This is a genomic window from Cytobacillus kochii (assembly GCF_044790165.1).
Classification (GTDB): domain Bacteria; phylum Bacillota; class Bacilli; order Bacillales; family Cytobacillaceae; genus Cytobacillus; species Cytobacillus kochii.
Genome location: NZ_CP085254.1, coordinates 2406607 through 2432785, shown reverse-complemented (window position 1 = coordinate 2432785; position 26179 = coordinate 2406607). Strand labels below are relative to the sequence as shown.

Below are 26179 nucleotides of genomic sequence, written 5' to 3'. Positions count from 1 at the left end.
GCATTTATATGAAGGAGTAAAACAATGAAAGCTCAACTAAAAGCCAGATTAAAAACTTTATGGCAATGGATAAAGAAGTTTTGGAAAAAATATCATTTAACGCAAATCGGATTATTATTAGGATTGACTTTTATTTTACTTGCGATTCTATTTTTTGCTTTTCTTGCCGTAAATGCCAATGTTTCTACATTACAAGAAGGATTAAAGCAATCTACTATCATATATGATAAGGATGGGGATGAAGCGTCAAGCTTTGCCACAAATCGTAGCGAAGGAGTAACATTTGAAGATCTACCGGAACATTTACCAAATGCGGTTGTTGCCATAGAGGATGAACGCTTTTATCAACATAATGGCTTTGATTTAAAAGGAATGACAAGGGCGTTTGTAAGCAATCTATTTGCTGGTAGAATCACAGGTGGAGGTAGCACAGTCACACAGCAATTAGCTAAGAATGCACTACTAACATCCGAACAGACATACCGCCGAAAAATAGAAGAACTATTCCTTGCAGTTGAAATTGAAAAAGAATATGAAAAAGAAGATATACTGCAGATGTACTTAAATCAAGTTTACTTTGGTAGTGGTGCCTGGGGAATTGACAGTGCCGCCAACCAATATTTTAGTAAAAATGTTGGCGAGTTAACAATAAGTGAATCAGCCATGCTTGCAGGTTTATTGCAATCACCTTCTTATCTGGACCCTTATAAAAACTATGAAGGCGCAATGAAAAGAAGAAATATTGTATTAGCTAAAATGCAGGAACTGAACATGATTACTACTGCTGAGTACGAAAAAGCAGTTGCCGAAGAGATTGTCTTAAAAGAAGGGGAAAAAAATACATTCGAGAGACAATACCCTTACTATGTAGATGCGGTATTAGATGAAGCAATCAACCGTTATGGTTTAACTCAAGAGGAAATTTTTACAAGAGGATATAAAATATACACACAAATGGACCAAAACATCCAATCAAATTTAGAAGTGACTTATCATAATGACTCTCTATTCCCGAATGGTAATGGAAGTACTCTTGTTCAAAGTGGAGCTGTTCTACTCGATCCGCAAACTGGTGGCGTCCGTGCAGTGGTTGGTGGACGAGGCGAACATGTTTTTAGAGGATTTAACCGTGCCACACATATAAAGGCACAACCAGGGTCAACCTTAAAGCCACTTGCTGCCTACACCCCTGCGCTTGAAGAAGGTTATGAGCCAGATTCAATGTTACAAGATGAAAAAGTCACTTATGGGGACTACACACCAACAAATGTGAACGATCAATACCTTGGTGAAGTAGAAATGACAAAAGCTGTTGCTGAATCTATCAATGCACCCGCTGTCTGGTTACTAGATCAAATTGGATTAACAAAAGGGTTAGATTCCTTGCAGCGATTTGGCATTCCTTATGAAAAGGAAGATGAGTATTTAGGTATTGCTTTAGGTGGTATGCATAAAGGGATTTCTCCTTTAACACTAGCAGAAGCTTATTCTACTTTCCCAAATGAAGGGAAGCGGTATGATGCTCATTTTATTACGAAAATTGTTGGTCCAACAGGTAATGAGATTGTTGCCCATGATGATAAAGCTACAAAGGTCACATCAAAATCAGTCGCAAAAAAAATGGATACAATGCTTGAAGACGTCATTGAAAATGGAACCGGTGCAGGTGCCAAAATAGAAGGTGTGTCACTTGCTGGGAAAACAGGTTCGACTCAATTGCCATATGCTGATTTAAATGGAACAAAAGATCAATGGTTTGTTGGTTATACAGATGAAATCGTTGGCGCAGTGTGGTTGGGGTATGATAAAACGGACCGAGAACATTACTTATCAGGAAGCACCTCGACAAATGTTGTACCGATTTTTAAAGCGGTAATGGAAGGCGCTATTGAACCTAAAGAAGTGAACAACAGCACGGGCGAAACTTTTAACAAAGCAAAAGAGAAAATGGAAACAACCATTAAAGAACAATCTGACAAACTAGGGGAAAAACTAAAAGAAGAACTACCCGTTTGGAAAGAATTTATGAAAGAAAGCATTGAAGACGGAAAAGATTTCGCGAGATACTTGCGCGATAAATGGAATGAATATGTAAATTAAGAAGGAAGTAGCTGGGACATATGTATTCAAGCTAAGGATTGATCCGAGTGATTAGGAATATACACAACTAATCATTCGGTTTTTTTGTGTGTTTTTATCCTTATATAAAAAGAATAGTGCAATGGAACTGGCTTTTTTTTGCAACTGATTTTTATAGATCATCATTGGTAATTGTTCGTTTTTAAGGTTAGGTCATTTAGTTTTGTCTCAGTCTCTTTCTTACGATTAGTCAAGGATGTTTTATTTATGAGGTGGTAGAGACATTGCTCACAAACATTTTTGTTAGATAATCAAACAAAACACTAGCAATTTTAAGAGAAAATAAGTAAAATGTATAGTTAAAATATCAATTTCCACATAATATGCCCTAACACTTTCGACAATAATAATGTATATGATAACTTTATAAGCCAACGTTTGTTTAGAGGGGCATAAATATGGTAAAGGATAAAAAGAGGAGGTTATTTTTTATGAGAGATGTTACATTAACAAATATTTTTGATCATCATATTGCCAAAAAATATGTCACAAGATCAGGTCTTGCCCATGCTGTAGCGGTTGCTTATCACGCAGTGAAATTAGCAAAGATCGAAAATGTGGATGTCGACTTAGCTGCAAAAGCAGGGTTTTTACACGATATCGGTCATTACACTTGGTATAATCAAAATGGTAAATGGGACTATGAATTATATCGTAAAAACGATATTCATGCGATCAAAGGAGCGGAAAGAGCCCATAAATTACTGATTCGCTTAGGTGAAAATCCGATTAGAGCCAAACAAGTCTCACTTGCAATATTATTTCATACTGATTCTTTTTTACCAGGTGGAGAAGTGGATCGTACGGCCTTACAATCCATTGTTAAAAGAGCAGATGAAAAGGATGAAGAACCAGGGGGAGCCCATCATTATCGGACCATTACTGCTGACAGAGCAAGGCAAAGTCTACAAAAGTTAGACAGTATCATTGATCGTCATTTAACTCAACAACTTCAGCAAAGACAAGCTGAATAAATGGCACTTCATACAAACGAAGGGCTATTTATTTTGCTTAAAGTTGGAGGATTTTGTCACATGAATGACGAATATTATTAACATCTACATAAGGATGGTGATGATATGCAAAAACGGACGAAAAGACAAACTTTTAACACTGAAGAAATAAAATTCAACCTCACTACTTTTTTTCTCCATGTCTCATTTTATGCATCGATCATATTTCTTTTATTACTATTCTTAAGCTTATTTGGTACATAATAAATGCTTCATTTAAATTAATTAACCTTCAGATTTTATTCTTACATAAAAAAATGTTATGATAGAAAAGATTTTGAAATATAAAGGAGTGTTATACATGTCTGAAAAAGGATACATACAGCTACAAAATGGAGAAAAACTTGAATTTGAATTATACCCAAATGAAGCACCAGGTACAGTAGAAAACTTCAAAAAGTTGATTAACGAGGGCTTTTATAACGGGTTAACTTTCCACCGTGTGATTCCTGGATTCGTTTCTCAAGGTGGGTGCCCTTCAGGAACAGGTACAGGCGGCCCCGGTTATACAATTAAGTGTGAAACAGAAGGCAATCCTCACAAACACGAAGAAGGATCACTTTCTATGGCGCATGCTGGTAAAGACACTGGTGGAAGTCAGTTCTTCATCGTCCATGAACCTCAGCCGCATCTTAACGGTGTTCATACTGTGTTTGGTAAAGTAACTTCTGGTATGCCAGCTGTTAAAGCAATGAAAAATGGTGACGTAATGGAAAAGGTTGTAGTTGAAGACTAATTCCACTTTCATCAACTAGAGCAAGGTGGTTTGTTTTAGCTGAAATGTAACCCGGACATGAGTCCGGGTTTTTTGTCGTGTGTGATTCGTTCTATTCATATATGTGATTACGCCTGTGTTGTTAATAATCAAGAGTTTGTAGAAGGTTATTTACATACAATCAGAACGATATGAGTGAGATTACAGAATGTTGTGGATTGGTAAGGTTTTTGAGTTGAAGGAAATGGAATAATTGCTTCGCAAAGTGGCTTAGCAAGTCACTCAGGAGGAAAAATAGAAAAGAGCGCTTCGCAAAGTGGCTTAGCAAGTCATTCAGGAGGAAAAATAGAAATGAGCGCTTGGCAAAGTGGCTTAGCAAGTGACTCAGGAGGAAAAGAAGAAAAGAGCGCTTCGCAAAGTGGCTTAGCAAGTCACTCAGAAAGAATAGAAGAAATAAATGCTTCGCAAAATGGATAGCCAATCACTCACAAGGAAAAATCGAAAGGGTGCTTCGTAAAAGTATTTCACTTCCATCAAAAGGGAAACCGCTCATAAAGACTAGCAAAAGTCGTTTTTTCACAAACCCATTACGTATGAATAGCTAGAACAAAAATACATCACTCACTCATAATCTTTGCATAAAGAATAAGAAAACCCTCGTATTTTGACGTAAAAGTTATCTTCCAAAAAAAGAGACATAACCCTCAAATCATTACAATATTGGTTAAAAACATATAAACGTGGTGAAAATTGATAAAAATAGGGGTAGTAAAGGCGATGTGTGGGCATCTGCTAACCGATAATTGTCTATCGAAATTTTTGAGTGGCATTTAGAATCGTCCAAATCTACATTAAATGTGAGAAAGTAGAAAGGCGCTTTATATGAAAACGCCTTTAATTATTTACTATTTGTTTCTCTTTCCAATAATTCGATAATACGATCTAATTTTTGTTCTACATCAGGATTTGTTTTAACAACCCTCTTTTTTAACAAGCTTTTTACAGCGGTAGCAATTATTAATAAGACGGCTAAAAGGAAGAGGAACATAATAATTTGAAACACCATATCCCCAGTCATTTCTTATATCACCTCATTTGAGACGGTTTTACCTTAGTATACATGATATAGAAATATTAGGATGCCGTTTTACTGTTTTTCAGCATCCTCAATAATATCTTCGCCAATAATTTCCTTCCATTTATCATACACTGGCTGTAAATGCTCTTTAAAAGCTTCTATTTCTTCATCAGTCAGTTCATTTATTTCTATATCGCTCTCATTTTGTATTTTTACATAAGCTTCATCATTGAGCTTTTCAGCAGAATCTCTAGCAATCTCTGTACCTGCGTCGATCCCGGCTTGCACAATACGCTTGCTCTCATCATTTAATCCATCCCAAAAAGTTGTGTTTGTTAGTAATGCATAGTCAACACGGTTCATACCGATAATGGTTAAGTACTCTTGTACTTCAGCAAACTTTTTCGATTCGATGTTGCTATACGGGTTATCTTGACCATCGACCGTTCCTTGTTGCAAGGCAGTATATAGCTCTCCGAAAGGGATCGAACTTGAGCCGGCCCCTAATGATTTATATAGTTCTTCTAATAGTTGCCCTCCAGTTGTCCGCACTTTCAATCCAGCAAAATCACTTGGAGAGGATATAGTACGGTTATTATTTGTCACATGCTTGGCTCCGTTTGGCCACATGGTTAACCCTAATACTTTATCTTTCTGTAAACGCGCTAATACTTCTTTCCCCTTTGGACCATCCCAAAAATTTTCAGCAGCTTCATCATTTTCAAATAGAAAAGGCATACCTGGAATATTAAAACCGACTTCTGAACCAACTAATTTGGTCATTTCTGGCATGATGAATTGAACATTATTGGCAATTAAGTTTTGATATTCATCTTTATCACCGAACAAGGAGCTATTAGGAAAAATCTCAACTTGGATCTTCCCATTTGATTGTTCTTCAATCACTTCTTTCATTTTTAATGCCCCTTTATGCTTGGGGGTATTTTCTGCAACTACGTGGGATATCTTAATAGTCATTGCTTGAACGCCGTTTACTTGGGTAACATCTGCATGTGTAGGGTGACTTTGACAACCAGACAGAAGTGTTCCAACGATAATCAAAAGGCAAAGGACAAAAATCGATTTTACTCTTAACATGGAAAAACCCCCTTAGTTACAAAAGAAATCGCTTACAAAATAGTAGATTGGATACAATATCTAAAATTATAACAAAATAAATGAAAATTGTGAATAAATAAAAATAAATAAATATTCTGTTTATTATTCATTTGTTTTATAGTAAAGTATAAATATTGGATACAATCTACAAAAGGGGAGTTGATAATCGTCATGCTTAAGAAACTATCAAACTTAGAAGAGGGAATAGCTGGTTTGTTATTTATTGCTGGTGTGTTTGTAAGTCTGTATGGGGTATTTACACGGTATATCCTCAATATGCCGCAAGCTTGGGTGACAGAGATTTTTGAATTTTTGATTGTTTGGTCCATCTTTTTGGGTTTTGGTATCGCTTTAAAGGAAAATCGTCATATCAGTGTAGAAATCCTATTTGATCGTTTATCTTACAAAGCAAAAATGATTATTAACTGTATTAGCAATTGTATCGGTGCGGGTTTTGCCTTTTTTTTAATGTTTACAAGCATTAAATTGGTAACGCTTACAAGAGTGCAAGGTACTGAAACTGTTGATGTAGGTATTCCGATTTGGATTACCTTACTTGTATTACCTATCAGTATGGGGCTACTAGGGCTTTACTTCATTAGAAAAGCTTATATATCTGCTAAAGGAGATAAGAAAGAGTTAACAGGTGAAGTAGAAGAATTATATGAAGAAATTGAACAACAAAATAGAGAAAATCATAACAAGGGGGTTAGTTTATGAGTGCGATTATTGTCCTCTTTGTTGTATTTACGATTCTTTGTTTATTAAGAGTTCCAATCGCAGTCAGCCTTGGCCTGTCTAGCATCGTTGCTTTATTTATGGTAGATTTTACGCTTTATACGGTTGGTTTGAAGATGTTTAATGCTTTAAACTCAGCAACTTTAATGGCTATTCCCGGATTTGTTTTTGCAGGGGTGATTATGTCCAAAGGTGGCATATCCTTTCACTTAATTGAAGCACTAAAATCATGGGTCGGTCATTTTCGCGGTGGGTTAGCTGTTGTTACTATCCTTGCCTGCATGATTTTTGCTGCCATCTCAGGTTCAAGCCCGGCCACAGCTGCAGCAATTGGTGGGATTATGATTCCTGCGATGGTAAAGGCAGGTTACAGTAAAAGATATTCGATGGGTTTAGTGGCAGCTGCTGGTACGCTAGGTATATTAATCCCACCGTCCATTCCGTTAATTATTTATGCAACTGTTGCAGAAGCCTCAGTAGGTAAATTATTTGCTGCAGGAATAATCCCTGGTTTGCTACTAACAAGTTTACTTTTGTGTTCAGCCATATTTCATGCAAGGAGACATAATTATGGTAGATTAGAAAAAGTTCCCTTTCAATTAAGATGGAAGAAGACATATAAGGCAATCTGGGGCTTTTTACTACCCGTTTTTATTTTAGGTGGCATTTATAGTGGGGCTGTCACGCCAACTGAAGCGGCTTTTGTTTCTTGCTTATACGGTTTAATTGTGTCGATATTTATTTACAAAGAGATGACTTTTAATAAATTTCGAGAAGTATTAAAAGAGTCTATTAATATAACTGCGATGATTTTCTTAGTGATTGCTTCAGCCATGGTTTTTGGGATGTTCTTAACGACGGAACAAGTACCGCAGATTTTTGCTCAATGGATTGAAGCTAGTGCAGCCAATAAGTGGATATTTATAATTGGTGTCAATTTGATGTTTTTCTTATTGGGGATGTTTCTAGAGGCAACAGCGATTATTTTAATCACTTTGCCAATCTTACTACCTGTATTAGTATTGTTCGATATCAATATCATACATTTTGCCATTATTATGACGATTAATATGGAGTTAGCGATGATTACTCCTCCGGTAGGGCTAAATCTGTTCGTAGTTAGTGGAATTACAAAAGAAAAAATTGGTGAAGTGATTAGAGGTGTGGTTCCCTTTTATTTGCTTATGGTGGCTGCACTTATTCTTGTAATCATATTCCCTGAAATCTCTCTGTTGTTTGCAGAGTAAATCATTGAGTAATAGAGCCGTCCAAAGCAATGTCTTTGGCGGTCTTTTTGTGTTGTTATAAGCAAACTAATATAAGAAATATGTAAAAGCCTTTAAGCGGTTGTAAATGATATTTAAGGTTTTGTAAATGTTTGTGAGATTCTCTGACAGGATGATATACATGTGATATTCTTGCTTATATAATAAAAAACAACATAAAACAAAATAAAACAAAGTAAAACAACAAAAGAATTTTGATTAAGGGAGCAAACATGGATGTCTCTACTAGCCGAAGAAAGAAAGAAAAAGATTATGAGTTTAATCCAAGAGTTTGGGCAAGTGAAGGTTAATCAATTGGCGAAGGAATTTCATGTATCAACGGAAACCATTCGTAGATACTTAGAAGAATTATCAAATGAATATAAAATAAAAAAAGTTCATGGTGGCGCAGTCAAAGTTGAGCCTGTAAATAATGAATTGTCGATGTTTGAAAGAGAAATTCTTCATATCGAAGAAAAGAAATTGATTGGTAAGAAAGCAGCTACTCTTGTTGAAGATGGTGATGTACTTTTCATTGATGAAGGAAGTACAACGATGCAGATGGCTGATGGTTTATTAATGAAAGAAGGCATTACAGTGATAACGAATTCCTTTCCCATCGCGATTAAATTAATGGAAAGAGAGGAGTTAAGAAGTTTCACAGGTGAACTTATCTTCTTAGGTGGACATGTTCGTAATGACCACTTCCGCACAACCGGATCTCTGGCAGAAAAAATGGCAAAAGAATTTTATGTCGATAAAGCATTTATTGCCATCGACGGTGTGGCTAATCAAGCTGGATTTACAAGTTATGACTTAGATAAATGTCTTCTATCACAAGTTTTTATCTCGCAATCAAAAAAATCTTATGTTCTAAGTGATGATTCTAAGGTGGATAAGGTAGCCAATTATAAAATCGCATCATTAGAAGAAGTGAATTACTTTATTACGAATATCGACTATTCGCACACAGTTGCCCTTACTAAAGAACAATGGATACAGAGCTAAAAGGAGAGGGATGCACTTTAGTTAGCTGATTGCAGCCCTCCTTAGTTCAGAGGAGAATGGAACAATGAGCGCTCCGATGCCAGTTGCCGCACTGTTGTATCGGTTAGGATTTCTAGATGCTGATTTAATGAAAAAAATGGGCGTCAAAGTAAAGGGACTTACTTCAGCAGCGATAATATTTTTTGTAGGCGGTAAAGGGTCTATAACATGGTTAATTTTTTATTATTGTGACACTTTTTATCATTCGTCTTGGTAGCTTAAAGAGGAAAATGCTCAGTTTAAAATACTGAATTTTCTAACTATGGGAGGATTTAAATATGCTCAAACTTGAGAATGTATCTAAAAAATATCATAACAAATCAGTATTAGAAAATATTGATTTAGAAATACGACCAGGAGAAATCGTGTCACTTCTTGGTCAAAGTGGAAGTGGGAAAACAACGTTATTAAACATCATTTTAGGATTGACAAAAATGGATAGTGGTAAAATTTATTATGAGAATGAAGATTTAACGAATGTAAAGATGAAGGATAGGGGCTTTAACATTGTTTTTCAAGATTATGCATTATTTCCCCATCTAAACGCCTATGAAAATATTGTTTATGGCTTGAAGAATAAGAAATCTATGGACTCAAAGAATGAATTACACGAATATATTGATTTCCTTGAGCTCGGTCCACATTTGGACAAGAAAATCAGTCAACTATCTGGCGGGCAAAAACAAAGAGTCGCGCTTGCGAGAACGTTAGTGATGAAACCAAGAATTCTTCTATTAGATGAACCGTTAAGTGCATTAGATGGGGTGATAAAAGAGTCAATTAAAGAAAGAATCAAGTCGATTGCTAAGCAATTTCAATTGACAACCATTATTGTTACGCATGATCCGGAAGAGGCGTTAACTTTGTCAGATAAGATTTTAATTATTAATCAAGGTCATGTGTCACAATTCGGCACCCCACATGAAATCATTCATGAACCGAATAATGAATTTGTGAAAGATTTTATTCTTAAACAACTCCACATTAAAAGGCAAAATATTTTTCATTTGTTTGGTGAGCAATATGCCTAATATCAAGTTGGAAATGAAGGTCATCTATATGGCTATCATCCTACTATTCTCGGTATTTCTAGTCTTGCCAATGCTGGCATTGTTCTACCGCTCCTTCCAAACAACCAATGGCTTTGAATTAACTAATTATATAAATGTACTAGCGAATGGCGAATTACTAACAGCGTTCATGAACAGTATAAAAGTTTCAGGATTAACAGCTGTCATTTCAACTGTGTTAGCGTTTATGATTGCTTACGCATTACATTGTACGAATATTGAACATCGTTATAAAAGTATCATTAAAGTCGGGATACTTATTCCTATGTTATTACCTACGATTACATACGGTTTTGCAATTATGTATTCTTTTGGTAATCAAGGATTAATCACGCAGCTCATGGGAGAACCTTTATTTAATATCTATGGATTTAATGGCTTGTTGTTAGGTTATACAATTTACACTTTACCGGCAGCCTTTCTTATTATCAATAACTCATTTATGTATATAGATAAGAGATTCATGGTTGTTTCAAAGTTGATGTTAGACGGTACTTGGAGAAGTTTTTTTCATACGATCTTACGTCCATTAACTGGAGCCATAGGTGGAGCCTTTGTACTCTCATTTATTCTAAGTTTTACTGATTATGGGATACCAGCTTCGATTGGCGGAACCTACTCGGTTGTTTCTACTCAGCTTTATCAGGTTATGCTTGGTTCAATCCCGAATTTCAGCCATGGGGCAGTCATCGCTATATTAATGCTCCTACCAGCCTTATTCGGTGTTTTTTTACTGCAATATTTAGAACGATTCAATTTCCATTATGACAAATTCACTGAGATTGAAATGGTTGAAAATAAAGGAAGAGATATTAGTTTTGCGTTATTATCTTCCATTGTCATCATTGGTATGTTATCTGTCTTTCTGGTGATGTTCATTGCACCGTTTTTAACAAGTTTTCCCTACGATTCAACTTTTACATGGAATCATCTCATCAATGTATTTCAATCAAATGACCTCATTGGTGTTTATAAGAATTCTTTAATCGTTGCTCTTTTTACGACATTCTTTGGGATATTGATAGCCTACAGTTCAGCGATTATTAATGCGAGAACAAAGATAAAAGGAAAAGGCGCGTTTGATATTGTTTCAATGATTACAAATACCTTGCCTGGTATGGTACTTGGTCTATCGTATCTATTACTTTTTAATAATAGCAGTCTAAAAGGCACATTTATTATTATTATTGTATGCAATATTGTCCACTACTACACAACGCCTTACTTAATGGCGAAAAATTCTCTATCTAAGATGAACCCGACATGGGAGACAACGGGAGGATTACTGGGAGATAGTTGGTTTAAAACGATTTACAGAGTGATTCTGCCAAACTCTTGGGGCACAGTGATAGAAATGTTTAGTTATTATTTTATCAATGCGATGGTCACGATTAGCGGCATTATTTTTCTCGTATCTGCTCAAACATCGCTTGTTTCAAGTAAGATCAAAGAACTACAGCACTTCGCTAAATTTAATGACATTTTTGTACTATCTTTACTGATCTTCTTCACTAATCTCATTATCAAACTACTCTGTGATTATTTACAAAAAAGAAGATCATTAAAAAACATATAAAAGTGAGGGATGTAACATGAGAAAAAATAAAAAATGGTTCACACTCTTGTCAGTTGCTATCGTTATGATTCTAGCTGGATGTGGAGGGGAGGCAGCAAGTGGTGACAGTAATCAAGTCGTGATCTTATCAAATGGTGATGAAGAAGCAGTAAACGTGATGGAAGAAACATTAAACGATGCTGGCTTTGAAGGAGACTATTTAATTCAATCATTAGGAACATCAGAATTAGGAGGAAAATTATTAGCAGAAGGGAAAAGTATCGAAGCAGATATCGTCACAATGAGCTCTTACTTTTTAGAAAGTGCTGAAAAGCAACATGACATGTTTAAGGAATTAAGTTTTGATACAAGTAGTTTAGAAGAATATCCTGACTTTTATACTCCTTTATTAGCTAATACTGGTTCATTATTTTATAACACTTCTCTTTTAGAGCAAAAAGGGCTAGAAGTACCGACCTCAATAAAAGAGTTGGCAGAACCGCAATACGAAGGCTTAGTGTCAATCCCTAATATTATGGATTCTTCCACAGGATGGATGCTTATTCAGGCAATAATTAGTGAATATGGAGAAGAAACTGGTAAGAATGTAATGGCTGGTATTATAAAAAATGCAGGGCCCCATTTAGAAAGTTCAGGTTCTGGTTCTATTAAAAAGGTGCAAGCAGGGGAAGTGGCGGTTGGATTTGGTTTGCGTCATCAAGCGGTTGCTGCAAAAACGGAAGGCGCACCCATTGATTTTATCGATCCAACAGAAGGGAACTTCTCAACTACAGAATCGATTGCTGTCATTGATAAAGGTGAAGGGCAAAAAGAATTAGCGGAAGAAATGGCTGAAGTTCTGGTAAAAGAAGCGAGAGAAGGTTTAATCGACTATTATCCAGTTGCTTTATACGATGGCGAGACGGTTGCAGATGAAAATATTGCTAGCAATCAAAAAATATTCCCAGAACCAATGACAGTAGAGTTATTAGAGAAACATCAAGCATTCTTTAATTCAGCTAAATAAAGGAGAGTTTACGAATGAAACAATATAAATTATTAACACCAGGTCCATTAACAACGACAGAGACGGTTAAAAGAGAAATGTTGTTTGATCGTTGTACTTGGGATGATGATTATAAGCAAATTACGCAAAAAATTCGCACAGATTTATTAAAACTTGCTCATGCAGAAAATGATGACTATACCGTTGTCTTGATGCAAGGAAGCGGCACTTTTACAGTGGAATCAGTTATGACTTCTGCTTTTAGTAAAGAAGATAAAGCATTGATTATTACGAACGGTGCCTATGGTGAGAGGATTGTCAAAATCGCCAACTATATTGGTATCAAGCATACGCATTACGCTGTAGCCTATAATGAATATCCGAAAGAAGCAGAGATTAGAAATTTATTATCTTTAGATAACGAAATTACACATATCGTCATGGTCCATTGTGAAACAACGACAGGTATTCTTAATCCACTTGAGATGATCGCCAACGTTGCTAAAGAAACAAATAAAACATTAATTATTGATGCAATGTCAAGCTTTGGCGGAATGGAAATTGATATACCTGCACTTGGAATTGACTTCTTAATAAGCAGTGCGAACAAATGTATACAAGGAGTGCCAGGGTTTGGATTTGTGATTGCTAAAAGAGAGAAAATCACCTCTTGTAAAGGTAATGCACGAAGCCTTTCACTCGATTTATATGATCAATGGGTAGCGATGGACAAAGATGGTAAATGGCGCTATACTTCACCAACTCATGTCGTTGCTGCTTTCGGGAAGAGCTTGGATGAACTGGACACAGAAGGAGGGATTCCTGCTCGTGAACAACGATACCGAAATAATAATCAGTTATTAAGGAAGAGAATGAAAGCCATTGGATTTGATACATATATTAGTGAGGACAAACAATCACCAATTATTACTTCCTTTATTTATCCGAACGATCAATTTAGTTTTCAAGCTTTCTATGATTATATGAAAGAACATGGGTTTGTTATTTATCCAGGAAAACTAACTGATGAAGATACTTTTAGAATGGGCAATATTGGCGAAATTTACGAAGAAGATATTAACCGTTTATGCGATATTATCGAAAACTATTTGGGAGTGAAAGCATAATGAAAAAAATAGAAGCAGTGATATTTGATTGGGCGGGTACGACAGTAGATTTTGGTTGTTTTGCACCTGTAAATGTCTTTATTGATATTTTTAAAGATGCGGGTATTGAGGTAACGATGGCAGAGGCGAGAGAACCAATGGGCATGCTAAAGATCGATCATATTCGCGCCATGCTGTCAATGCCCCGGATTGCATGTCTTTGGGAAGAACAAAATGGCAAGCCATTCACTGAAACAGATGTAGAAAGGTTGTATAGCAAATTCGAACCGGCTTTATTGCAGTCATTAGCTCATTTTACTGATCCGATAGCTGGTGTGGTCGAAACGGTTAAAGAGCTAAGAGCATATGGTTTGAAAATAGGGTCAACGACAGGATATACGAGCACAATGATGGATATTGTTGTACCCTTAGCAAAGGAAAAAGGCTATACACCTGATTGTTACTTTACAGCTGATGATACCGATTCGTACGGTCGACCGTATCCGTTTATGATCTTTAAAAACTTGCAGGCATTAAAAGTATCAAGTGTCAAAAACGTCGTGAAGGTTGGAGACACGATTTCAGATATGAAAGAAGGTGCACAAGCCGGCGTATGGACGGTTGGGGTGATAGTTGGTAGTTCTGAAATGGGCTTATCAGCCAATGAGTTTAACAAATTATCTGAAGAGGAACAACGGAAAGAAATGGCACGAACAAAAGAAGCCTTTATAAGCGCAGGGGCTGATTTTACAATTGAGACAATGACAGAATTACCTTCACTGATAGAAACAATTAATCTTCAAGTATCCGGGAAGGAAAGGGAAGCGATTGAAAAATAAAGAAGCACTTCACCGTGAAGGAGACGTGAATAATAGCCCTTCACGGCTGAGATGGAATCATTCACTTGATCAGGTAAGTCGAGAAACACTTTGTCGCGACGAAGCGGTCTTTATAAGGCAATCGATGTCGACTCCTTGTCTACAAACCGTTGTTGACTCAGACGGTTGCTACTTAATCGATCGAGAGGGAAAACGTTATTTAGACTTCCATGGCAATAGCTTGCATCAAGTCGGCTATAAAAATCCGTACGTGATTGAAGCTATCACGAAACAAATGAGTACTTTGCCTTTTATTCCGCGGAGATTTACTGCTGACATTGCGATAGAGGCTGGAGAAAGGTTAATAGAGAAGACGATCTCAAAAGATTTCAAGGTATTATTCGTTCCCTCAGGCAGTGCAGCAGTAGGGCTTGCTATGAAAATTGCTAGAAAAGTGACTGGCAATCATAAAGTGATTTCCATGTGGGAGTCATTTCATGGGGCAGGCTTAGATGCAATCTCTGCGGGAGGAGAGTCTGTATTTAAAAACGGTATTGGTCCGATGTTGCCTGGGATGATTAAAGTAATGCCCTACCAGTCCTACCGGAATGTCTTTGGTGCAAGCTCACCAGAAGATATCGCTGAAAAGTCGTTAAATTATCTGGAGTATGTGATTATAAATGAAGGGAATATTAGTTGCATCTTACTAGAGCCAATTAGAGCAACAGACACGCATATTCCTCCACGATCTTATTTTAAAAGGTTAAGAAAAATATGTGACGAACATGGAATCCTACTCATTTTTGATGAGATTCCAACCGCCTTTTACCGAAGCGGTGAATGTTATGTGCATCAATTATATGATATCGAGCCAGATATCCTTGTATTGGGAAAAGGTTTAGGCGGAGGCATCGTGCCACAAGCTGCCGTTTTAGTGAAAAAAGTGCTTGATACGGCGGCAGATGTTTCACTCGGTCATTATACACATGAAAAGCCAGCAATAGGCAGTGCGGCTATCGTTGCCATGCTTAACTATATTGACGATTACAGGTTAAAAGAAAATAGTTTGAGCCAATCTCAATTCATGGCGGCTAAGTTAAAGAAGCTAGCGGAGGAGTATACTTGCATTGGGGATTTGCGAATCTGTGGATTGTTAATAACGATCGAGCTTGTTAAAAGCCGAGTCACAAAAGAAAAAGATGAGCAGTTGACCGAGTTTCTTCTCTACTATTGTTTACAACATGGACTATCGTTTAAAGTAGCAGCTGGCAATTGCATCACATGGCATCCACCCCTCATCATCAAAGAAAAAGAAGCAAGCTTAGCTATTGAGTTACTGGAGAATGGCTTGAGAGCATATCATGCATAAAAACCTCTCATTTTTAGAGAGGTTTTTTTGTCTTCTGCATGCATAGTGCAACATCATAAAAATTAGGAATCGTCTAAACAGCACTTAAAATGATGAAAATGATTGTCGGGATAATCACTGTCCATTTTTAAGATTGTGAACGTCTTTTTTTCTAGAACATTCATACAAGCAATTGATCATTTTTTCCTTCTACTATAAATAAATTGTAGATTGTATCAATGCAAAAATAATCATTTACATGCTATGGTTATTGTATGAAAAAATAAAGGAGTAAAGATAAATGAAACCGATAGATGATCATCTTAAAAAGGATTTAAAAGTCATATTTATTGGGTTTAACCCGAGCGTAAAGTCTGCAGAAACTGGATATCATTATGCCAATCGTCATAATCGGTTTTGGAAAATCCTCTATCAATCTGGACTGACTGAGCGGATTTACTTACCAGAAGAAAATCATCAATTACTTCAATTAGGATATGGTTTAACAAATATCGTCTCAAGACCAACTAAAGCGGCCGGCGATATTACGAAGGAAGAATATCAAGCAGGTAGATTAGAACTATTAGAAAAACTAGAAACATATCAACCTGAAGTGGCCTGTTATGTAGGGAAAGGTGTATATCAAGAATTTAGTAAGAAAAAGAAGGTATCTTGGGGGTTTCAGAGCGAATCGGTTGTACCTGGTGTAATTGATTTTGTTGCACCTTCGTCAAGCGGGCTTGTAAGAATGAAAATAGATGAAATTGTAGATATCTATAAACAATTGAGGGAAATGTTACGGAAGTAAAAAACAGGAAAAAAGACCGAGAGAAAAAAAGGTCTAATTTCTTTCAGAATATTTAATCTTTTGTTATAATAATGATACAACTTGTATCGCTTCAAAATTCTCTTGTCTATGCGTTGAAGGGACCAAATGGTTTTCACGATTATGTTAGGGAGGGATAAAGGATGAAGCAATTAGTTAGAGTAATGCCTTACACAGTCAATGATCAAGTGACAGATGTCAATGAAACACCGCAAGGAATACAATTGATTCAGGCACCTGAGATTTGGAAAGAGACGAAAGGAAAAGGCATGAAGGTGGCAATATTAGATACAGGTTGTGACATGGACCACCCCGATTTAAAAGCGAGAATTATAGGTGGTAGAAACTTTACAGACGATGATGGGAGTTCACCAGATATCTTAGATGACCATAATGGTCACGGCACACATGTTGCTGGTACAATTGCTGCTACTGCTAATGAATCAGGAGTAATTGGAGTAGCCCCGGAAGCAGATTTGTTAATTGTAAAAGTATTGAACAAAGATGGATCTGGTCAATATGATTGGATTATAAATGGAATATTGTATGCGGTTGAACAGAAAGTAGATATTATATCGATGTCACTAGGTGGCCCTGAAGATGTTCCAGAACTACATGAAGCGATACAAAAAGCCGTCGGAGAAAATATTCTTGTTGTTTGTGCAGCTGGGAATGAAGGTGACGGGGATGATAATACCGATGAGCTTGCTTATCCAGGTTCATATAATGAAGTCATTAGTGTTGGAGCCGTTAATTTAAACCGCGAATCATCTCCTTTCAGCAATTCTCATAGCGAAATTGATTTGGTCGCTCCTGGTGAAGAAATATTATCTACTTTTTTAAATGGTAAATATGCAAAACTAAGCGGTACATCAATGGCCGCACCACACGTCGCAGGGGCTTTGGCGTTAATAAAAGATTTATCTCAAGTTACATTTGAAAGAGATTTCTCAGAGCCTGAGTCATATGCGCAACTGATTAGAAGAACTGTTCCGCTGGGCTATTCGCCAAAATTAGAAGGTAACGGTCTCCTTTATTTAACTGTACCAGAACATTTAAACCGTGTATTAACAGAAGTAGTAAAAAATAGATTAGTAAGAAGTTAATATATTGATTGGATTAAAAACAAGAACAAATTCTGTTTCATTGAATTTGTTCTTGTTATTTTTTGTCTAATAAGTTTCTCTAGGCATGGTTTTTTTATTTTATTGATTACATGTATTTTATGATGAATGAATTGAGCCTATGTTATGATCCTTTAGTTTATTATACTAGTAACAAAACGAGCCGTTTGGAGGAAAGGATATGCAACCATTTACAGCAACAGTGATTAAAATAATTAAAGAAATCCCTAAAGGCAGGGTCATGAGCTACGGACAAATCGCAACATATGCTGGTAGCCCCCGTGGTGCAAGGCAAGTTGTTCGCATTCTCCATTCAATGAGTCATAAATATGGTTTGCCCTGGCATAGAGTGGTCAATAAAGTAGGTGAAATTAGACAAAATGATAGCCACCAAGCCGATATGCAAAAAGAGTTACTTGAACAAGAAGGTGTTTTCTTTATACAGGCTCATCAAGTGGATATGAGTCGCTCACAGTATGACCGCGCCAAGTGAAGCATTCACACACAGGCAAGGTTTGTTCTCTAACTTTCCTCTTTTTTTCCCCTAAGTATGCCTAGTTTTGCTGAAAGAAATGATTGACTAGTTATTGCTACCTATTTAGGACAGAAGGAAAAACACATCCATTCACTTACAGGAGAAAAATGAAGAAAAAGCGAAGTTCAATACATATAGATGTAGTTTTTTGTCAATCTATGTAGGAGAAATGTAGACAGGAAGAAAATAGGAGGGGATGAGGAAAAATGAAAAAAGCTTTAGTGAGTTTGTTGACGGTTGTACTATTATTTTCAATTGCCTATACACCGTTTCAATCAGCAGTGGAACCTAAAGTTTCGGCTAATGAAGAAGGAGATGAGTTAGTTCAGAAGCTTAATCAACTTATTAATAATGATCCACTGTTAGCGGGAGCTCTTGCTGGTGTAAGCGTGAGGAGCGCAGAAGAAGGGGAGATTGTTTATGAACATATAGCTGATACTAGATTACGACCAGCTTCTAATATGAAACTATTAACAGCAGCAGCAGCACTGTCAGTATTAGGTGAAGATTATCGTTTTAAAACAGAATTATTATCGAAGGGCCAGCAACGGGGCTCTGTCCACCATGGGGATATTTATTTAAAGGGGTATGGCGACCCTACTTTATTGAAAGAAGATTTTACTAACATGGCTAAAGCATTAAAAAAACAAGGTATTAAAATGATTAAGGGTCAACTTATTGCAGATGATAGTTGGTATGATGATGAACGTTTGTCAGAAGATATCATCTGGAAAGATGAGAGTTATTATTATGGTGCGCAAATATCAGCATTGACTGTAAGTCCGAATGAAGATTATGATGCTGGAAGTGTGATTGTCGAGGTAAAACCAGGTAAACAAGAGGGGAAAAAGCCAGAAATAACTCTGCAGCCGAACAATAAATATGTCAAAATCAACAATAACGCTAAAACCGTTGGTACATCAGATAAAAAAGAAATTGATATTGTAAGAGAACATGGTACAAATGAGATAACCATCACTGGGACGATTCCTATAGAAGCTACATCTAGTAGAGAGTGGATTGCCGTATGGGAGCCAACACAGTATGCTTTAGAGTTATTAAAGGATTCTTTAGCAGATGAAGGTATTAAAATACATGGTGGCGTTAGGGTAGGAGTCGCACCTAATCAAACAGAAGTGTTGTATGAACAACAATCCATGCCGATAAAGGAATTGCTCATTCCCTTTATGAAGTTAAGTAATAATACACATGCCGAAATCTTAATCAAAGAAATGGGAAAAGTGGTTAAAAATGAAGGCAGTTGGGATGCGGGATTAGAAGTTTTAACAGATGAATTGAAGGCTTGGGGAATCAATCAAGATACCATGCTTTTAAGAGACGGATCAGGCATCTCTCATGTCACTTTATTACCAGCTAACGAGCTTTCCAAACTCTTATACGAAGTACAGAAGGAATCTTGGTTTGATGTGTATTTTCATTCATTACCAGTAGCTGGTCATGCGGACAGAATGGTAGGGGGAACATTAAGAAATCGACTGAAAAACTCTCCAGCTGAGGGTCATGTTTATGCAAAAACAGGATCGATTTCAACTGTTAGCTCGCTTTCAGGCTATGTGGATAACAAGTCAGGAGAAAGATATGTATTTTCTATTATATTGAATAATATGGTAGATGGATCAAAAGGGAAAATCATTGAAGATAAAATTGCTACCATTTTAGCTGAACAATAAACTACGCTCTATCATTACAAAAACGCTTGGGTGCTGGACACCAAGCGTTTTGTAATCGTCTTTATTTTAAATAAGATTCGGATAAAAATTACTCACCCTTGCTAGCCTGAACATCTAAACTAATTTTGATTTTGTCTCCGACAAGAACGCCACCCGTTTCTAATGTAGAGTTCCATGTTAAGCCATAATCATTTCTGCTGATTGATCCAGTTACGTTAAATCCAGCTTTTGTATTTCCCCATGGATCAATTCCCGTTCCTTCAAATTCGACTGTAAGCGTTTCTTGTTTTGTTGTATCTTTAATCGTCAGATCGCCTGTCACGCTATATTCATCTTCCCCATTTTTCACAATATTCGTTGCTTTAAAATTAATTTTTGGATAGGTTTCAACATCGAAGAAATCTTGTGATTTTAAATGATTATCACGATCTTCGTTTTTGGTATCAATACTAGCTGAGTCGATTGTTAATGAAATATCCGCTGTTGTTAAATCTTTAGGATCAGCTTCAATAACAGCATCAAACGCTGTAAATGATCCCTTTACATTAGCAATCATCATATGTTTAACAGAAAAATCAACACTACTATGAGCTGGGTCTAACGTCCACTTTGTTTTAGCCATTTTATTTTCCTCCTATATATCTTTGATTAATAAATCTCAAATTAAAAATAATTGATTTCGAAATAATTATAATCTCGCCATCCGTGTTTGTCAATTTATTTTTAAATTTTCTAATTATTTTTTCGTAGAAGTGCGATATGTTATGGTAGTGAAGTGACAAGAGTTCGTATACAATAGGAATAATATGTATTTGTTAGAGGAGTTAAAGGAATGAAGCAATTAGAGGATATCCATCGTCAAGCGATTGAATATACAAAAATGAAAATTTATGAAGATATAGATTATTATTTAGGTGCAAATGAACAAATGTTAAGTTTTTCACAATATATAAAGGATCGAGCCCCGTTTTTAGCACAAGTTTGGCAAAATGTGTGGAGTAATAAAGCGACAAACAAACTCTCTCGTTTTCATAAGAAGGAATATTTAAAGAAAAAAAGCTATGTTATTGAAGATATGAATAAGAAAACGTTAAATCAAGCATTTAGGAAAGAAGTCATTGAGTTTCGTCCATTAAATGTAAATAGTTTGCTGCATTCGATTTTTGCAGATCAACCTGAAAAGTGGGCGAAGCGTTATGCTTATGCAAGAGAAAGATATCTTCAAGAAGAAAAAGAACGCCAGATCAAACAAGAAAGGTACGCCTATCAAGAATTTCTATGTGAAGAAGCAGAACAATGGTTGTCAAAAAACAGTGAAAATCTCTTTTTAACTTTAAGACATAAATTGGCTTTAAAGCTTAAAACGGATTTAGCAAATAGAGTGAAGTATCATGAGACGGAATCACGTTACTTAGAAGAGCCTTTAGTGGAAGTGGGGCCTTTTATCGTTGATGATTACCCCCGTGTAGAAGATTTCTTTGAGGAGTTTACAGGTAATCTCCACAAAGTAATGATAAAAAATAAATGGTATTTTGAGTATGAAACATACTATTTTGAATATGAACAAATGGTAGGAGAAACTTTACATACGCTTATACAACAAGCGCTTCTATTACAACTTGGTCAAGATAATATCGATAAGTATCAATCTTTGTTCCATCATAGTTTGACTGGAGAGAAGTGGTTGGATCTAATCGATTGGGAGGATTTAATTCCCAATGCACTAGGCCGAATCATGGAAGATTATGTGAACGATTTATTGACGATAGCAAATGAGGATTTTGATTTAGAAGAGCAGCGAAGCTTATATGAAATACAAGTGAAAGAAAGAAAAATGAAGCGCAAACAAGAAGAACGGGAACGGAGACAAAAAGAAGAACAACAACAAAGAATGTTGAATGATATTTTTGCCTCTGCTTATGAGAGCCGAAAGAATATTTATCAGAAATTTGTTCTTCATATTGGTGAAACAAATACAGGGAAAACGTTCCAAGCGCTAGAGAAAATGAAAGCAGCCCCATCCGGGTTATATTTAGCCCCATTACGTTTGTTGGCACTTGAAGTCTATGAAAAGCTAAACAATGAAGGAACACCTTGTTCTTTAAAAACTGGAGAAGAAGAACGAGAAACCTCAGGTGCGACACATTTAGCTTGTACGGTTGAAATGTTTTATGAGAAAGATGATTATGATGTCATTGTTATAGATGAATCACAAATGATTAGTGATAAGGACCGTGGCTATGCTTGGTTTAAGGCAATCACAAAGGCAAATGCGAGAGAAGTGCATATTATTGCGAGTAAAAATGCCGAAGCTATGCTGTTGCAATTAATTGGAGATAGCAATGTTGAAATACATAGATATAAACGAGAAGCCCCTTTGGAAGTAGACAGTGAAGAGTTCACTCTAAAAAACGTAAAAAAGGGTGACGCGCTGATTTGTTTCTCACGTAAAAGGGTACTCGAAACAGCGTCTATGTTACAAAGAAAAGGTCATCAAATGAGTATGATATATGGCAGTATGCCACCTGAAACGAGGAAGAAACAGGTTAATCGCTTTACAGCTGGTCAATCTGATGTCATTGTCTCAACAGACGCAATCGGAATGGGATTAAATTTACCGATACGAAGGATTGTTTTTTTGGAAACGGAGAAATTTGATGGTACGAAACGTCGCACACTGACTTCTCAAGAAGTGAAACAGATTGCTGGGAGAGCGGGGAGAAAAGGTATTTACCCTGTAGGTAGAGTGGCCTTTTTTGACCGGATTAAGTTAATGAGTAGTTTATTATCACAAGTAGATGCTCCGATTGAAAGTTTTGCTATTGCCCCTACTTCAGCCATTTTTGATCGCTTTCTTTCGTATTATCGTGATTTAGGGAAGTTTTTTGAACTCTGGGATTTATTTGAGAGTCCAAAGGGAACTAAGAAAGCAACATTAAGTGAAGAAAGGGAGCTTTATGAACTGGTTAGAGGGACAGAGATTGAGGCGAGAATGCCTTTAAAAGATTTGTACAGTTTCTTACATCTACCTTTTTCAAAAAAAGAAGCGGACTTGATTCGGCAATGGGAGCAGGCGATGTACAGTATCATTGATCATGAAGAGCTGCCTGAACCAAGGTTAAGAAACCGTAATCTTGAAGACCTTGAGTATTCATATAAAGCAATAGGTCTTCATTTACTATTTCTCTATAAATTAGGTCAACATACTGAAGCCATCTATTGGGAAAGAGTGAGGGACGATATATCTAATCATGTGTTTGAACGATTAGATGATGATATTGCAAATATGAAAAAAACATGTAAGCGTTGTGGAAAATCTTTAGCTTGGGATCATGCCTTTAACATTTGCGATGATTGCCATAAGAATCAACCGAGTAGAAGAAGACGTTACTATAAGAGGTAAACAGGAGGGATAATGTGAAGCTGAGTATTTTAGATCAATCACCAATTGCCAAAGGCAAGACGGCAAAAGAAGCACTTGAGGCCTCACTGCAGTTAGCAAAAACAGCGGATGAATTAGGCTATTACCGCTATTGGATTGCAGAGCATCATGACTTGCCTGGGCTCGCTAGTTCCTCTCCTGAAATTATGATGAGTTATATTGCATCACAAACGTCAACTATAAGGATTGGCTCGGGTGCATTGTTACTACCGAATTATAAACCTTTTAAAGTGGCAGAGAACTTTCATTTGTTAAGCACACTTTTTCCAGGACGTATAGACCTCGGCATAGGAAGAGCACCAGGTGCATCTGCTGAAGCAAGTATTGCACTAGCAGGGAATTATTTGCAAGCTGTCAAAGAGTGGCCACAGTCTATTGATACACTACTTGCTTTTTTAAATGACCATCATCCAGAAGACCATCTTTTTCGTAAAGTAAAGGCAAGTCCCATCCCACCAATAAAGCCTGAAGTGTGGATGTTAGGAACAAGCCATAAAAGTGCTAGTTTAGCAGCTGAAAAAGGGTTACATTACTGTTTTGGACAATTTATGAGTGAAGCTAATGGTAAAGAGGTGATTGATCTTTTTAAAGAGAAGCGCAAGAACGTACAACAAAATATGATGTTAACCGTCTCCGTTATTTGTGCTGAAACAGATGAAAAGGCTGAGGAAATAGCTACCTCAGTATTATTATGGCATCTCCAATCAGATGATGGAGAGAAGCAAGAAGTACCTTCAGTAGAGGAAGCAATTAAGCATTCCTATTTCATTGCAAAACAAGAAAAAGTAGCTAAGATGAAAGAAAGAATGATTATTGGTAATCCGGAAAAGGTCAAGAGAGACTTGTTAAGTCTTACAGACCAATACGGCATAGATGAAGTCATGATCGTGACAATAACACATGATTATGACGATCGTCTAAAGTCATATAAATTATTGGCTGATATGTTTAACAAACCAGTTTTTAGAGATATAAAGGGAATGTGAAGCAACCTACACAATGTGAATTAGTGGGTTGACCACCCCCAATCTAAAGCTAATCATCGCGCTACAGACGTCTGTAGTATAGCCATTAGACGATAGCCTAAATTATGACTGCGTTATGGCTCAAATAGACAAAGTAAATCGTAGTATGATCTTTTTTTAGAAATTGTATAAAGATTGCACGCTATTCTTTAAAGGTGAGAGATTTTAATATCGAAACTATCTACTTCGTCCATTGATTTTAATAGAATATAAGGTAGGAATGTATTCTCTTTTTTTCTGCCATTTAAAAGAGCGAACATGATGAGGTATATCGGTTTTATTAAACTGAAGCAATGTCAATTGTAAGCAAGCAGCTTTTACCTCTAGAGTTTCTAATTTGTTTTCGTTAGCATGTTTCCCTTACTGCTTGAATAGAAATAAGGCAGTAGCATCTAAGACGAGAATGAAGGAGAGAGGCATAATGGCAAGCTTTCATCATGAGAAAAAAGTAAATGTATCAATTGAACACCTATGGCAGTTTGTTAGTGATATGAACCATTGGGCACCACTTGTTCCTGGATATATAAGGCATGAAATATTAAATGAAAAAAGCTCCATCTGGGTGTTTAAAGTAGATGTCGGCTTAATGAAAAAGAAGATAGAGCTACAGGTTGATATCACTAGATGGCAGGCACCTAATAAAGTGACATTTAACTTAACAGGTATCAATGAGAAATTTAAGGGCAATGGTTTTTTCTCAAGTGTAAATTCTTCTAAAAAAGAAGTAGTGATGACGGGCTTTTTAGAGATTGTAGCTGAAGGAATGATGGCAAAAATGGCGAATGCTATTTTAGAAACCTCTCTTCCTGAAATTACAACCGAGTTAACGAATGCAGTCGCAGAGAAAGCAGAACAGCAGTATTCACTGCATCAGTAATTTATTTTGTGAATTTATTTGCATAACTAGAGGCGACATATGCCTCTGGTTTTATTTTGGCTTCCACACCAATGGATTCCATCCTTGCGACCATTTCAGCTACATATTCCTTCGTTTTATTACGAGAACCGGCACCAATATCTAAATGGCCTTCCATCGTAAAACTTGCACCTTGGTAAATAAATGGTAAGACGATATCAATCATCTTGTTTTTCTTCTCTTCATCAAATAATGCAACAATTTCTTCAGTTAAAGAAGTTTCAAAAGAAATTCGTTCATGTAGATGAAGCATCTTTCGTGGGACGGAACATTTTCTAATACAAGCCCACGCTCCTTTTCCTGCATTTTGAATCACTATACCAGTGATAAATAAAGTATGGGCAGGATGTACTTGAGAGTCTGTTCCAACAATCAGTTTATAATTTCCTCTCGGTTGGATGTACATGAAGTGAAGAATGCGCTCAAAGACATCTCCAAATGTTAAGTTTTTCTCTTTTAAATTTTGAAAAGGAAGTATTTGCAAAGTCATCACCACATTTTTAATTTATAGTTTATGCATTCACGAACTTTCATGAATCAATTGCAGCCTATTTTATACATATGAAAGAAGTAAAGATTTTAAGATAAATTTTATGATGCTAG

General features: G+C 36.4%; 25 protein-coding genes. 21 read left to right on the top strand and 4 right to left on the bottom strand.

The genetic code is table 11. The annotated features are described in order from the left end of the window. Nucleotides 1-24 precede the first annotated feature (24 nt). From LG276_RS12600 to LG276_RS12585, 4 genes are all read left to right on the top strand, one after another. A complete protein-coding gene (locus LG276_RS12600; RefSeq protein WP_224936574.1) occupies nt 25-2100 on the top strand; it encodes a transglycosylase domain-containing protein in 2076 nt (691 codons plus the stop codon). A 470-nt stretch (nt 2101-2570) separates the two neighbouring features. After that, nucleotides 2571-3113: an HD domain-containing protein gene (locus tag LG276_RS12595; RefSeq protein ID WP_224936573.1), complete on the top strand. Its 543-nt coding sequence runs from the start codon at nt 2571-2573 to the stop codon at nt 3111-3113. Between the two features lie 340 nt (nt 3114-3453). Next, entirely contained in the window at nt 3454-3888 is a 435-nt protein-coding gene (locus LG276_RS12590; protein ID WP_224936572.1) for a peptidylprolyl isomerase, read from the top strand. 330 nt (nt 3889-4218) lie between these two features. Continuing rightward, entirely contained in the window at nt 4219-4344 is a 126-nt protein-coding gene (locus tag LG276_RS12585; protein WP_281202868.1) for a hypothetical protein, read from the top strand. 421 nt (nt 4345-4765) lie between these two features. Here LG276_RS12585 and LG276_RS12580 read toward each other — a convergent pair whose 3' ends face one another. After that, on the bottom strand, nt 4766-4945 hold the full coding sequence (locus LG276_RS12580; RefSeq protein WP_251161672.1) for a DUF4083 family protein: 180 nt from the start codon (nt 4943-4945) through the stop codon (nt 4766-4768). Between the two features lie 69 nt (nt 4946-5014). Next, nucleotides 5015-6043, bottom strand: coding sequence for a DctP family TRAP transporter solute-binding subunit (locus LG276_RS12575; RefSeq protein ID WP_224936569.1), 1029 nt, complete (start codon nt 6041-6043; stop codon nt 5015-5017). Between the two features lie 192 nt (nt 6044-6235). Here LG276_RS12575 and LG276_RS12570 point away from each other — a divergent pair, with 192 nt between their 5' ends. The 14 genes from LG276_RS12570 (at nt 6236) to dacB (ending at nt 20193) form a co-directional block, all read left to right on the top strand. Further along, complete coding sequence (locus LG276_RS12570; RefSeq protein WP_251161671.1) at nt 6236-6784, top strand: TRAP transporter small permease; 549 nt, start codon at nt 6236-6238, stop codon at nt 6782-6784. Next, nucleotides 6781-8049, top strand: coding sequence for a TRAP transporter large permease (locus LG276_RS12565; RefSeq protein ID WP_251161670.1), 1269 nt, complete (start codon nt 6781-6783; stop codon nt 8047-8049). The genes LG276_RS12570 and LG276_RS12565 overlap by 4 nt, the downstream gene beginning before the upstream one ends. A 255-nt stretch (nt 8050-8304) precedes the next feature. Then, complete coding sequence (locus LG276_RS12560) at nt 8305-9075, top strand: DeoR/GlpR family DNA-binding transcription regulator (protein ID WP_251161669.1); 771 nt, start codon at nt 8305-8307, stop codon at nt 9073-9075. A gap of 64 nt (nt 9076-9139) precedes the next feature. Next, entirely contained in the window at nt 9140-9331 is a 192-nt protein-coding gene (locus LG276_RS12555; protein ID WP_251161668.1) for a hypothetical protein, read from the top strand. 61 nt (nt 9332-9392) lie between these two features. Then, on the top strand, nt 9393-10145 hold the full coding sequence (locus tag LG276_RS12550) for an ABC transporter ATP-binding protein (RefSeq protein ID WP_251161667.1): 753 nt from the start codon (nt 9393-9395) through the stop codon (nt 10143-10145). After that, entirely contained in the window at nt 10138-11760 is a 1623-nt protein-coding gene (locus tag LG276_RS12545; RefSeq protein WP_251161666.1) for an ABC transporter permease subunit, read from the top strand. The genes LG276_RS12550 and LG276_RS12545 overlap by 8 nt, the downstream gene beginning before the upstream one ends. Before the next feature lie 16 nt (nt 11761-11776). Then, complete coding sequence (locus tag LG276_RS12540) at nt 11777-12766, top strand: extracellular solute-binding protein (protein ID WP_251161665.1); 990 nt, start codon at nt 11777-11779, stop codon at nt 12764-12766. Nucleotides 12767-12780: 14 nt separating this feature from the next. Further along, nucleotides 12781-13872, top strand: a complete 1092-nt coding sequence (gene phnW, locus LG276_RS12535; protein ID WP_251161664.1) for a 2-aminoethylphosphonate--pyruvate transaminase — start codon at nt 12781-12783, stop codon at nt 13870-13872. Next, on the top strand, nt 13872-14690 hold the full coding sequence (gene phnX, locus LG276_RS12530) for a phosphonoacetaldehyde hydrolase (RefSeq protein WP_251161663.1): 819 nt from the start codon (nt 13872-13874) through the stop codon (nt 14688-14690). The genes phnW and phnX overlap by 1 nt, the downstream gene beginning before the upstream one ends. Then, nucleotides 14680-16038, top strand: coding sequence for an aspartate aminotransferase family protein (locus tag LG276_RS12525; RefSeq protein ID WP_251161662.1), 1359 nt, complete (start codon nt 14680-14682; stop codon nt 16036-16038). Before phnX ends, LG276_RS12525 begins: the two co-directional genes overlap by 11 nt. A 280-nt stretch (nt 16039-16318) precedes the next feature. Further along, nucleotides 16319-16825 carry a G/U mismatch-specific DNA glycosylase gene (gene mug, locus LG276_RS12520; protein ID WP_251161661.1) on the top strand — a complete coding sequence of 169 codons (507 nt, stop codon included), beginning with the start codon at nt 16319-16321 and terminating at the stop codon, nt 16823-16825. A gap of 161 nt (nt 16826-16986) precedes the next feature. Then, the gene (locus tag LG276_RS12515; RefSeq protein WP_404292112.1) at nt 16987-17949 is read left to right on the top strand and encodes a S8 family peptidase; all 963 of its coding nucleotides are present in this window, start codon (nt 16987-16989) and stop codon (nt 17947-17949) included. 199 nt (nt 17950-18148) lie between these two features. Next, a complete protein-coding gene (locus tag LG276_RS12510) occupies nt 18149-18460 on the top strand; it encodes an MGMT family protein (RefSeq protein ID WP_251161660.1) in 312 nt (103 codons plus the stop codon). 248 nt (nt 18461-18708) lie between these two features. Beyond that, nucleotides 18709-20193 carry a D-alanyl-D-alanine carboxypeptidase/D-alanyl-D-alanine-endopeptidase gene (dacB, locus tag LG276_RS12505; RefSeq protein ID WP_251161659.1) on the top strand — a complete coding sequence of 495 codons (1485 nt, stop codon included), beginning with the start codon at nt 18709-18711 and terminating at the stop codon, nt 20191-20193. Between the two features lie 88 nt (nt 20194-20281). Here the strand turns inward: dacB and LG276_RS12500 are convergent, their stop codons facing one another. Then, nucleotides 20282-20815 carry a YceI family protein gene (locus LG276_RS12500; protein WP_224936555.1) on the bottom strand — a complete coding sequence of 178 codons (534 nt, stop codon included), beginning with the start codon at nt 20813-20815 and terminating at the stop codon, nt 20282-20284. Between the two features lie 210 nt (nt 20816-21025). Here LG276_RS12500 and LG276_RS12495 point away from each other — a divergent pair, with 210 nt between their 5' ends. From LG276_RS12495 to LG276_RS12485, 3 genes are all read left to right on the top strand, one after another. Further along, nucleotides 21026-23596, top strand: a complete 2571-nt coding sequence (locus LG276_RS12495; RefSeq protein ID WP_404292109.1) for a DEAD/DEAH box helicase — start codon at nt 21026-21028, stop codon at nt 23594-23596. A 14-nt stretch (nt 23597-23610) separates the two neighbouring features. Continuing rightward, nucleotides 23611-24621, top strand: a complete 1011-nt coding sequence (locus LG276_RS12490; protein WP_251161657.1) for an LLM class flavin-dependent oxidoreductase — start codon at nt 23611-23613, stop codon at nt 24619-24621. Between the two features lie 460 nt (nt 24622-25081). After that, nucleotides 25082-25537, top strand: coding sequence for a CoxG family protein (locus tag LG276_RS12485; RefSeq protein WP_224936552.1), 456 nt, complete (start codon nt 25082-25084; stop codon nt 25535-25537). A 1-nt stretch (nt 25538) separates the two neighbouring features. Here the strand turns inward: LG276_RS12485 and LG276_RS12480 are convergent, their stop codons facing one another. After that, a complete protein-coding gene (locus LG276_RS12480) occupies nt 25539-26060 on the bottom strand; it encodes a ribonuclease H-like YkuK family protein (RefSeq protein ID WP_373370905.1) in 522 nt (173 codons plus the stop codon). Between the last annotated feature and the right edge of the window lie 119 nt (nt 26061-26179).

What these genes read in the sequence shown, in the direction of transcription:
- LG276_RS12600 (WP_224936574.1), top strand. Translation starts at nt 25, where the DNA reads ATGAAAGCTCAACTAAAAGCCAGATTAAAAACTTTATGGCAATGGATA.
- LG276_RS12575 (WP_224936569.1), bottom strand. Translation starts at nt 6,043, where the DNA reads ATGTTAAGAGTAAAATCGATTTTTGTCCTTTGCCTTTTGATTATCGTT.
- dacB (WP_251161659.1), top strand. Translation starts at nt 18,709, where the DNA reads ATGAAAAAAGCTTTAGTGAGTTTGTTGACGGTTGTACTATTATTTTCA.
- LG276_RS12585 (WP_281202868.1), top strand. Translation starts at nt 4,219, where the DNA reads ATGAGCGCTTGGCAAAGTGGCTTAGCAAGTGACTCAGGAGGAAAAGAA.
- LG276_RS12555 (WP_251161668.1), top strand. Translation starts at nt 9,140, where the DNA reads ATGAGCGCTCCGATGCCAGTTGCCGCACTGTTGTATCGGTTAGGATTT.
- LG276_RS12485 (WP_224936552.1), top strand. Translation starts at nt 25,082, where the DNA reads ATGGCAAGCTTTCATCATGAGAAAAAAGTAAATGTATCAATTGAACAC.
- LG276_RS12515 (WP_404292112.1), top strand. Translation starts at nt 16,987, where the DNA reads ATGAAGCAATTAGTTAGAGTAATGCCTTACACAGTCAATGATCAAGTG.
- LG276_RS12580 (WP_251161672.1), bottom strand. Translation starts at nt 4,945, where the DNA reads ATGACTGGGGATATGGTGTTTCAAATTATTATGTTCCTCTTCCTTTTA.
- phnW (WP_251161664.1), top strand. Translation starts at nt 12,781, where the DNA reads ATGAAACAATATAAATTATTAACACCAGGTCCATTAACAACGACAGAG.
- LG276_RS12565 (WP_251161670.1), top strand. Translation starts at nt 6,781, where the DNA reads ATGAGTGCGATTATTGTCCTCTTTGTTGTATTTACGATTCTTTGTTTA.
- phnX (WP_251161663.1), top strand. Translation starts at nt 13,872, where the DNA reads ATGAAAAAAATAGAAGCAGTGATATTTGATTGGGCGGGTACGACAGTA.
- LG276_RS12560 (WP_251161669.1), top strand. Translation starts at nt 8,305, where the DNA reads ATGTCTCTACTAGCCGAAGAAAGAAAGAAAAAGATTATGAGTTTAATC.
- LG276_RS12500 (WP_224936555.1), bottom strand. Translation starts at nt 20,815, where the DNA reads ATGGCTAAAACAAAGTGGACGTTAGACCCAGCTCATAGTAGTGTTGAT.
- LG276_RS12595 (WP_224936573.1), top strand. Translation starts at nt 2,571, where the DNA reads ATGAGAGATGTTACATTAACAAATATTTTTGATCATCATATTGCCAAA.
- LG276_RS12590 (WP_224936572.1), top strand. Translation starts at nt 3,454, where the DNA reads ATGTCTGAAAAAGGATACATACAGCTACAAAATGGAGAAAAACTTGAA.
- LG276_RS12545 (WP_251161666.1), top strand. Translation starts at nt 10,138, where the DNA reads ATGCCTAATATCAAGTTGGAAATGAAGGTCATCTATATGGCTATCATC.
- LG276_RS12495 (WP_404292109.1), top strand. Translation starts at nt 21,026, where the DNA reads ATGAAGCAATTAGAGGATATCCATCGTCAAGCGATTGAATATACAAAA.
- LG276_RS12570 (WP_251161671.1), top strand. Translation starts at nt 6,236, where the DNA reads ATGCTTAAGAAACTATCAAACTTAGAAGAGGGAATAGCTGGTTTGTTA.
- LG276_RS12540 (WP_251161665.1), top strand. Translation starts at nt 11,777, where the DNA reads ATGAGAAAAAATAAAAAATGGTTCACACTCTTGTCAGTTGCTATCGTT.
- LG276_RS12550 (WP_251161667.1), top strand. Translation starts at nt 9,393, where the DNA reads ATGCTCAAACTTGAGAATGTATCTAAAAAATATCATAACAAATCAGTA.
- mug (WP_251161661.1), top strand. Translation starts at nt 16,319, where the DNA reads ATGAAACCGATAGATGATCATCTTAAAAAGGATTTAAAAGTCATATTT.
- LG276_RS12510 (WP_251161660.1), top strand. Translation starts at nt 18,149, where the DNA reads ATGCAACCATTTACAGCAACAGTGATTAAAATAATTAAAGAAATCCCT.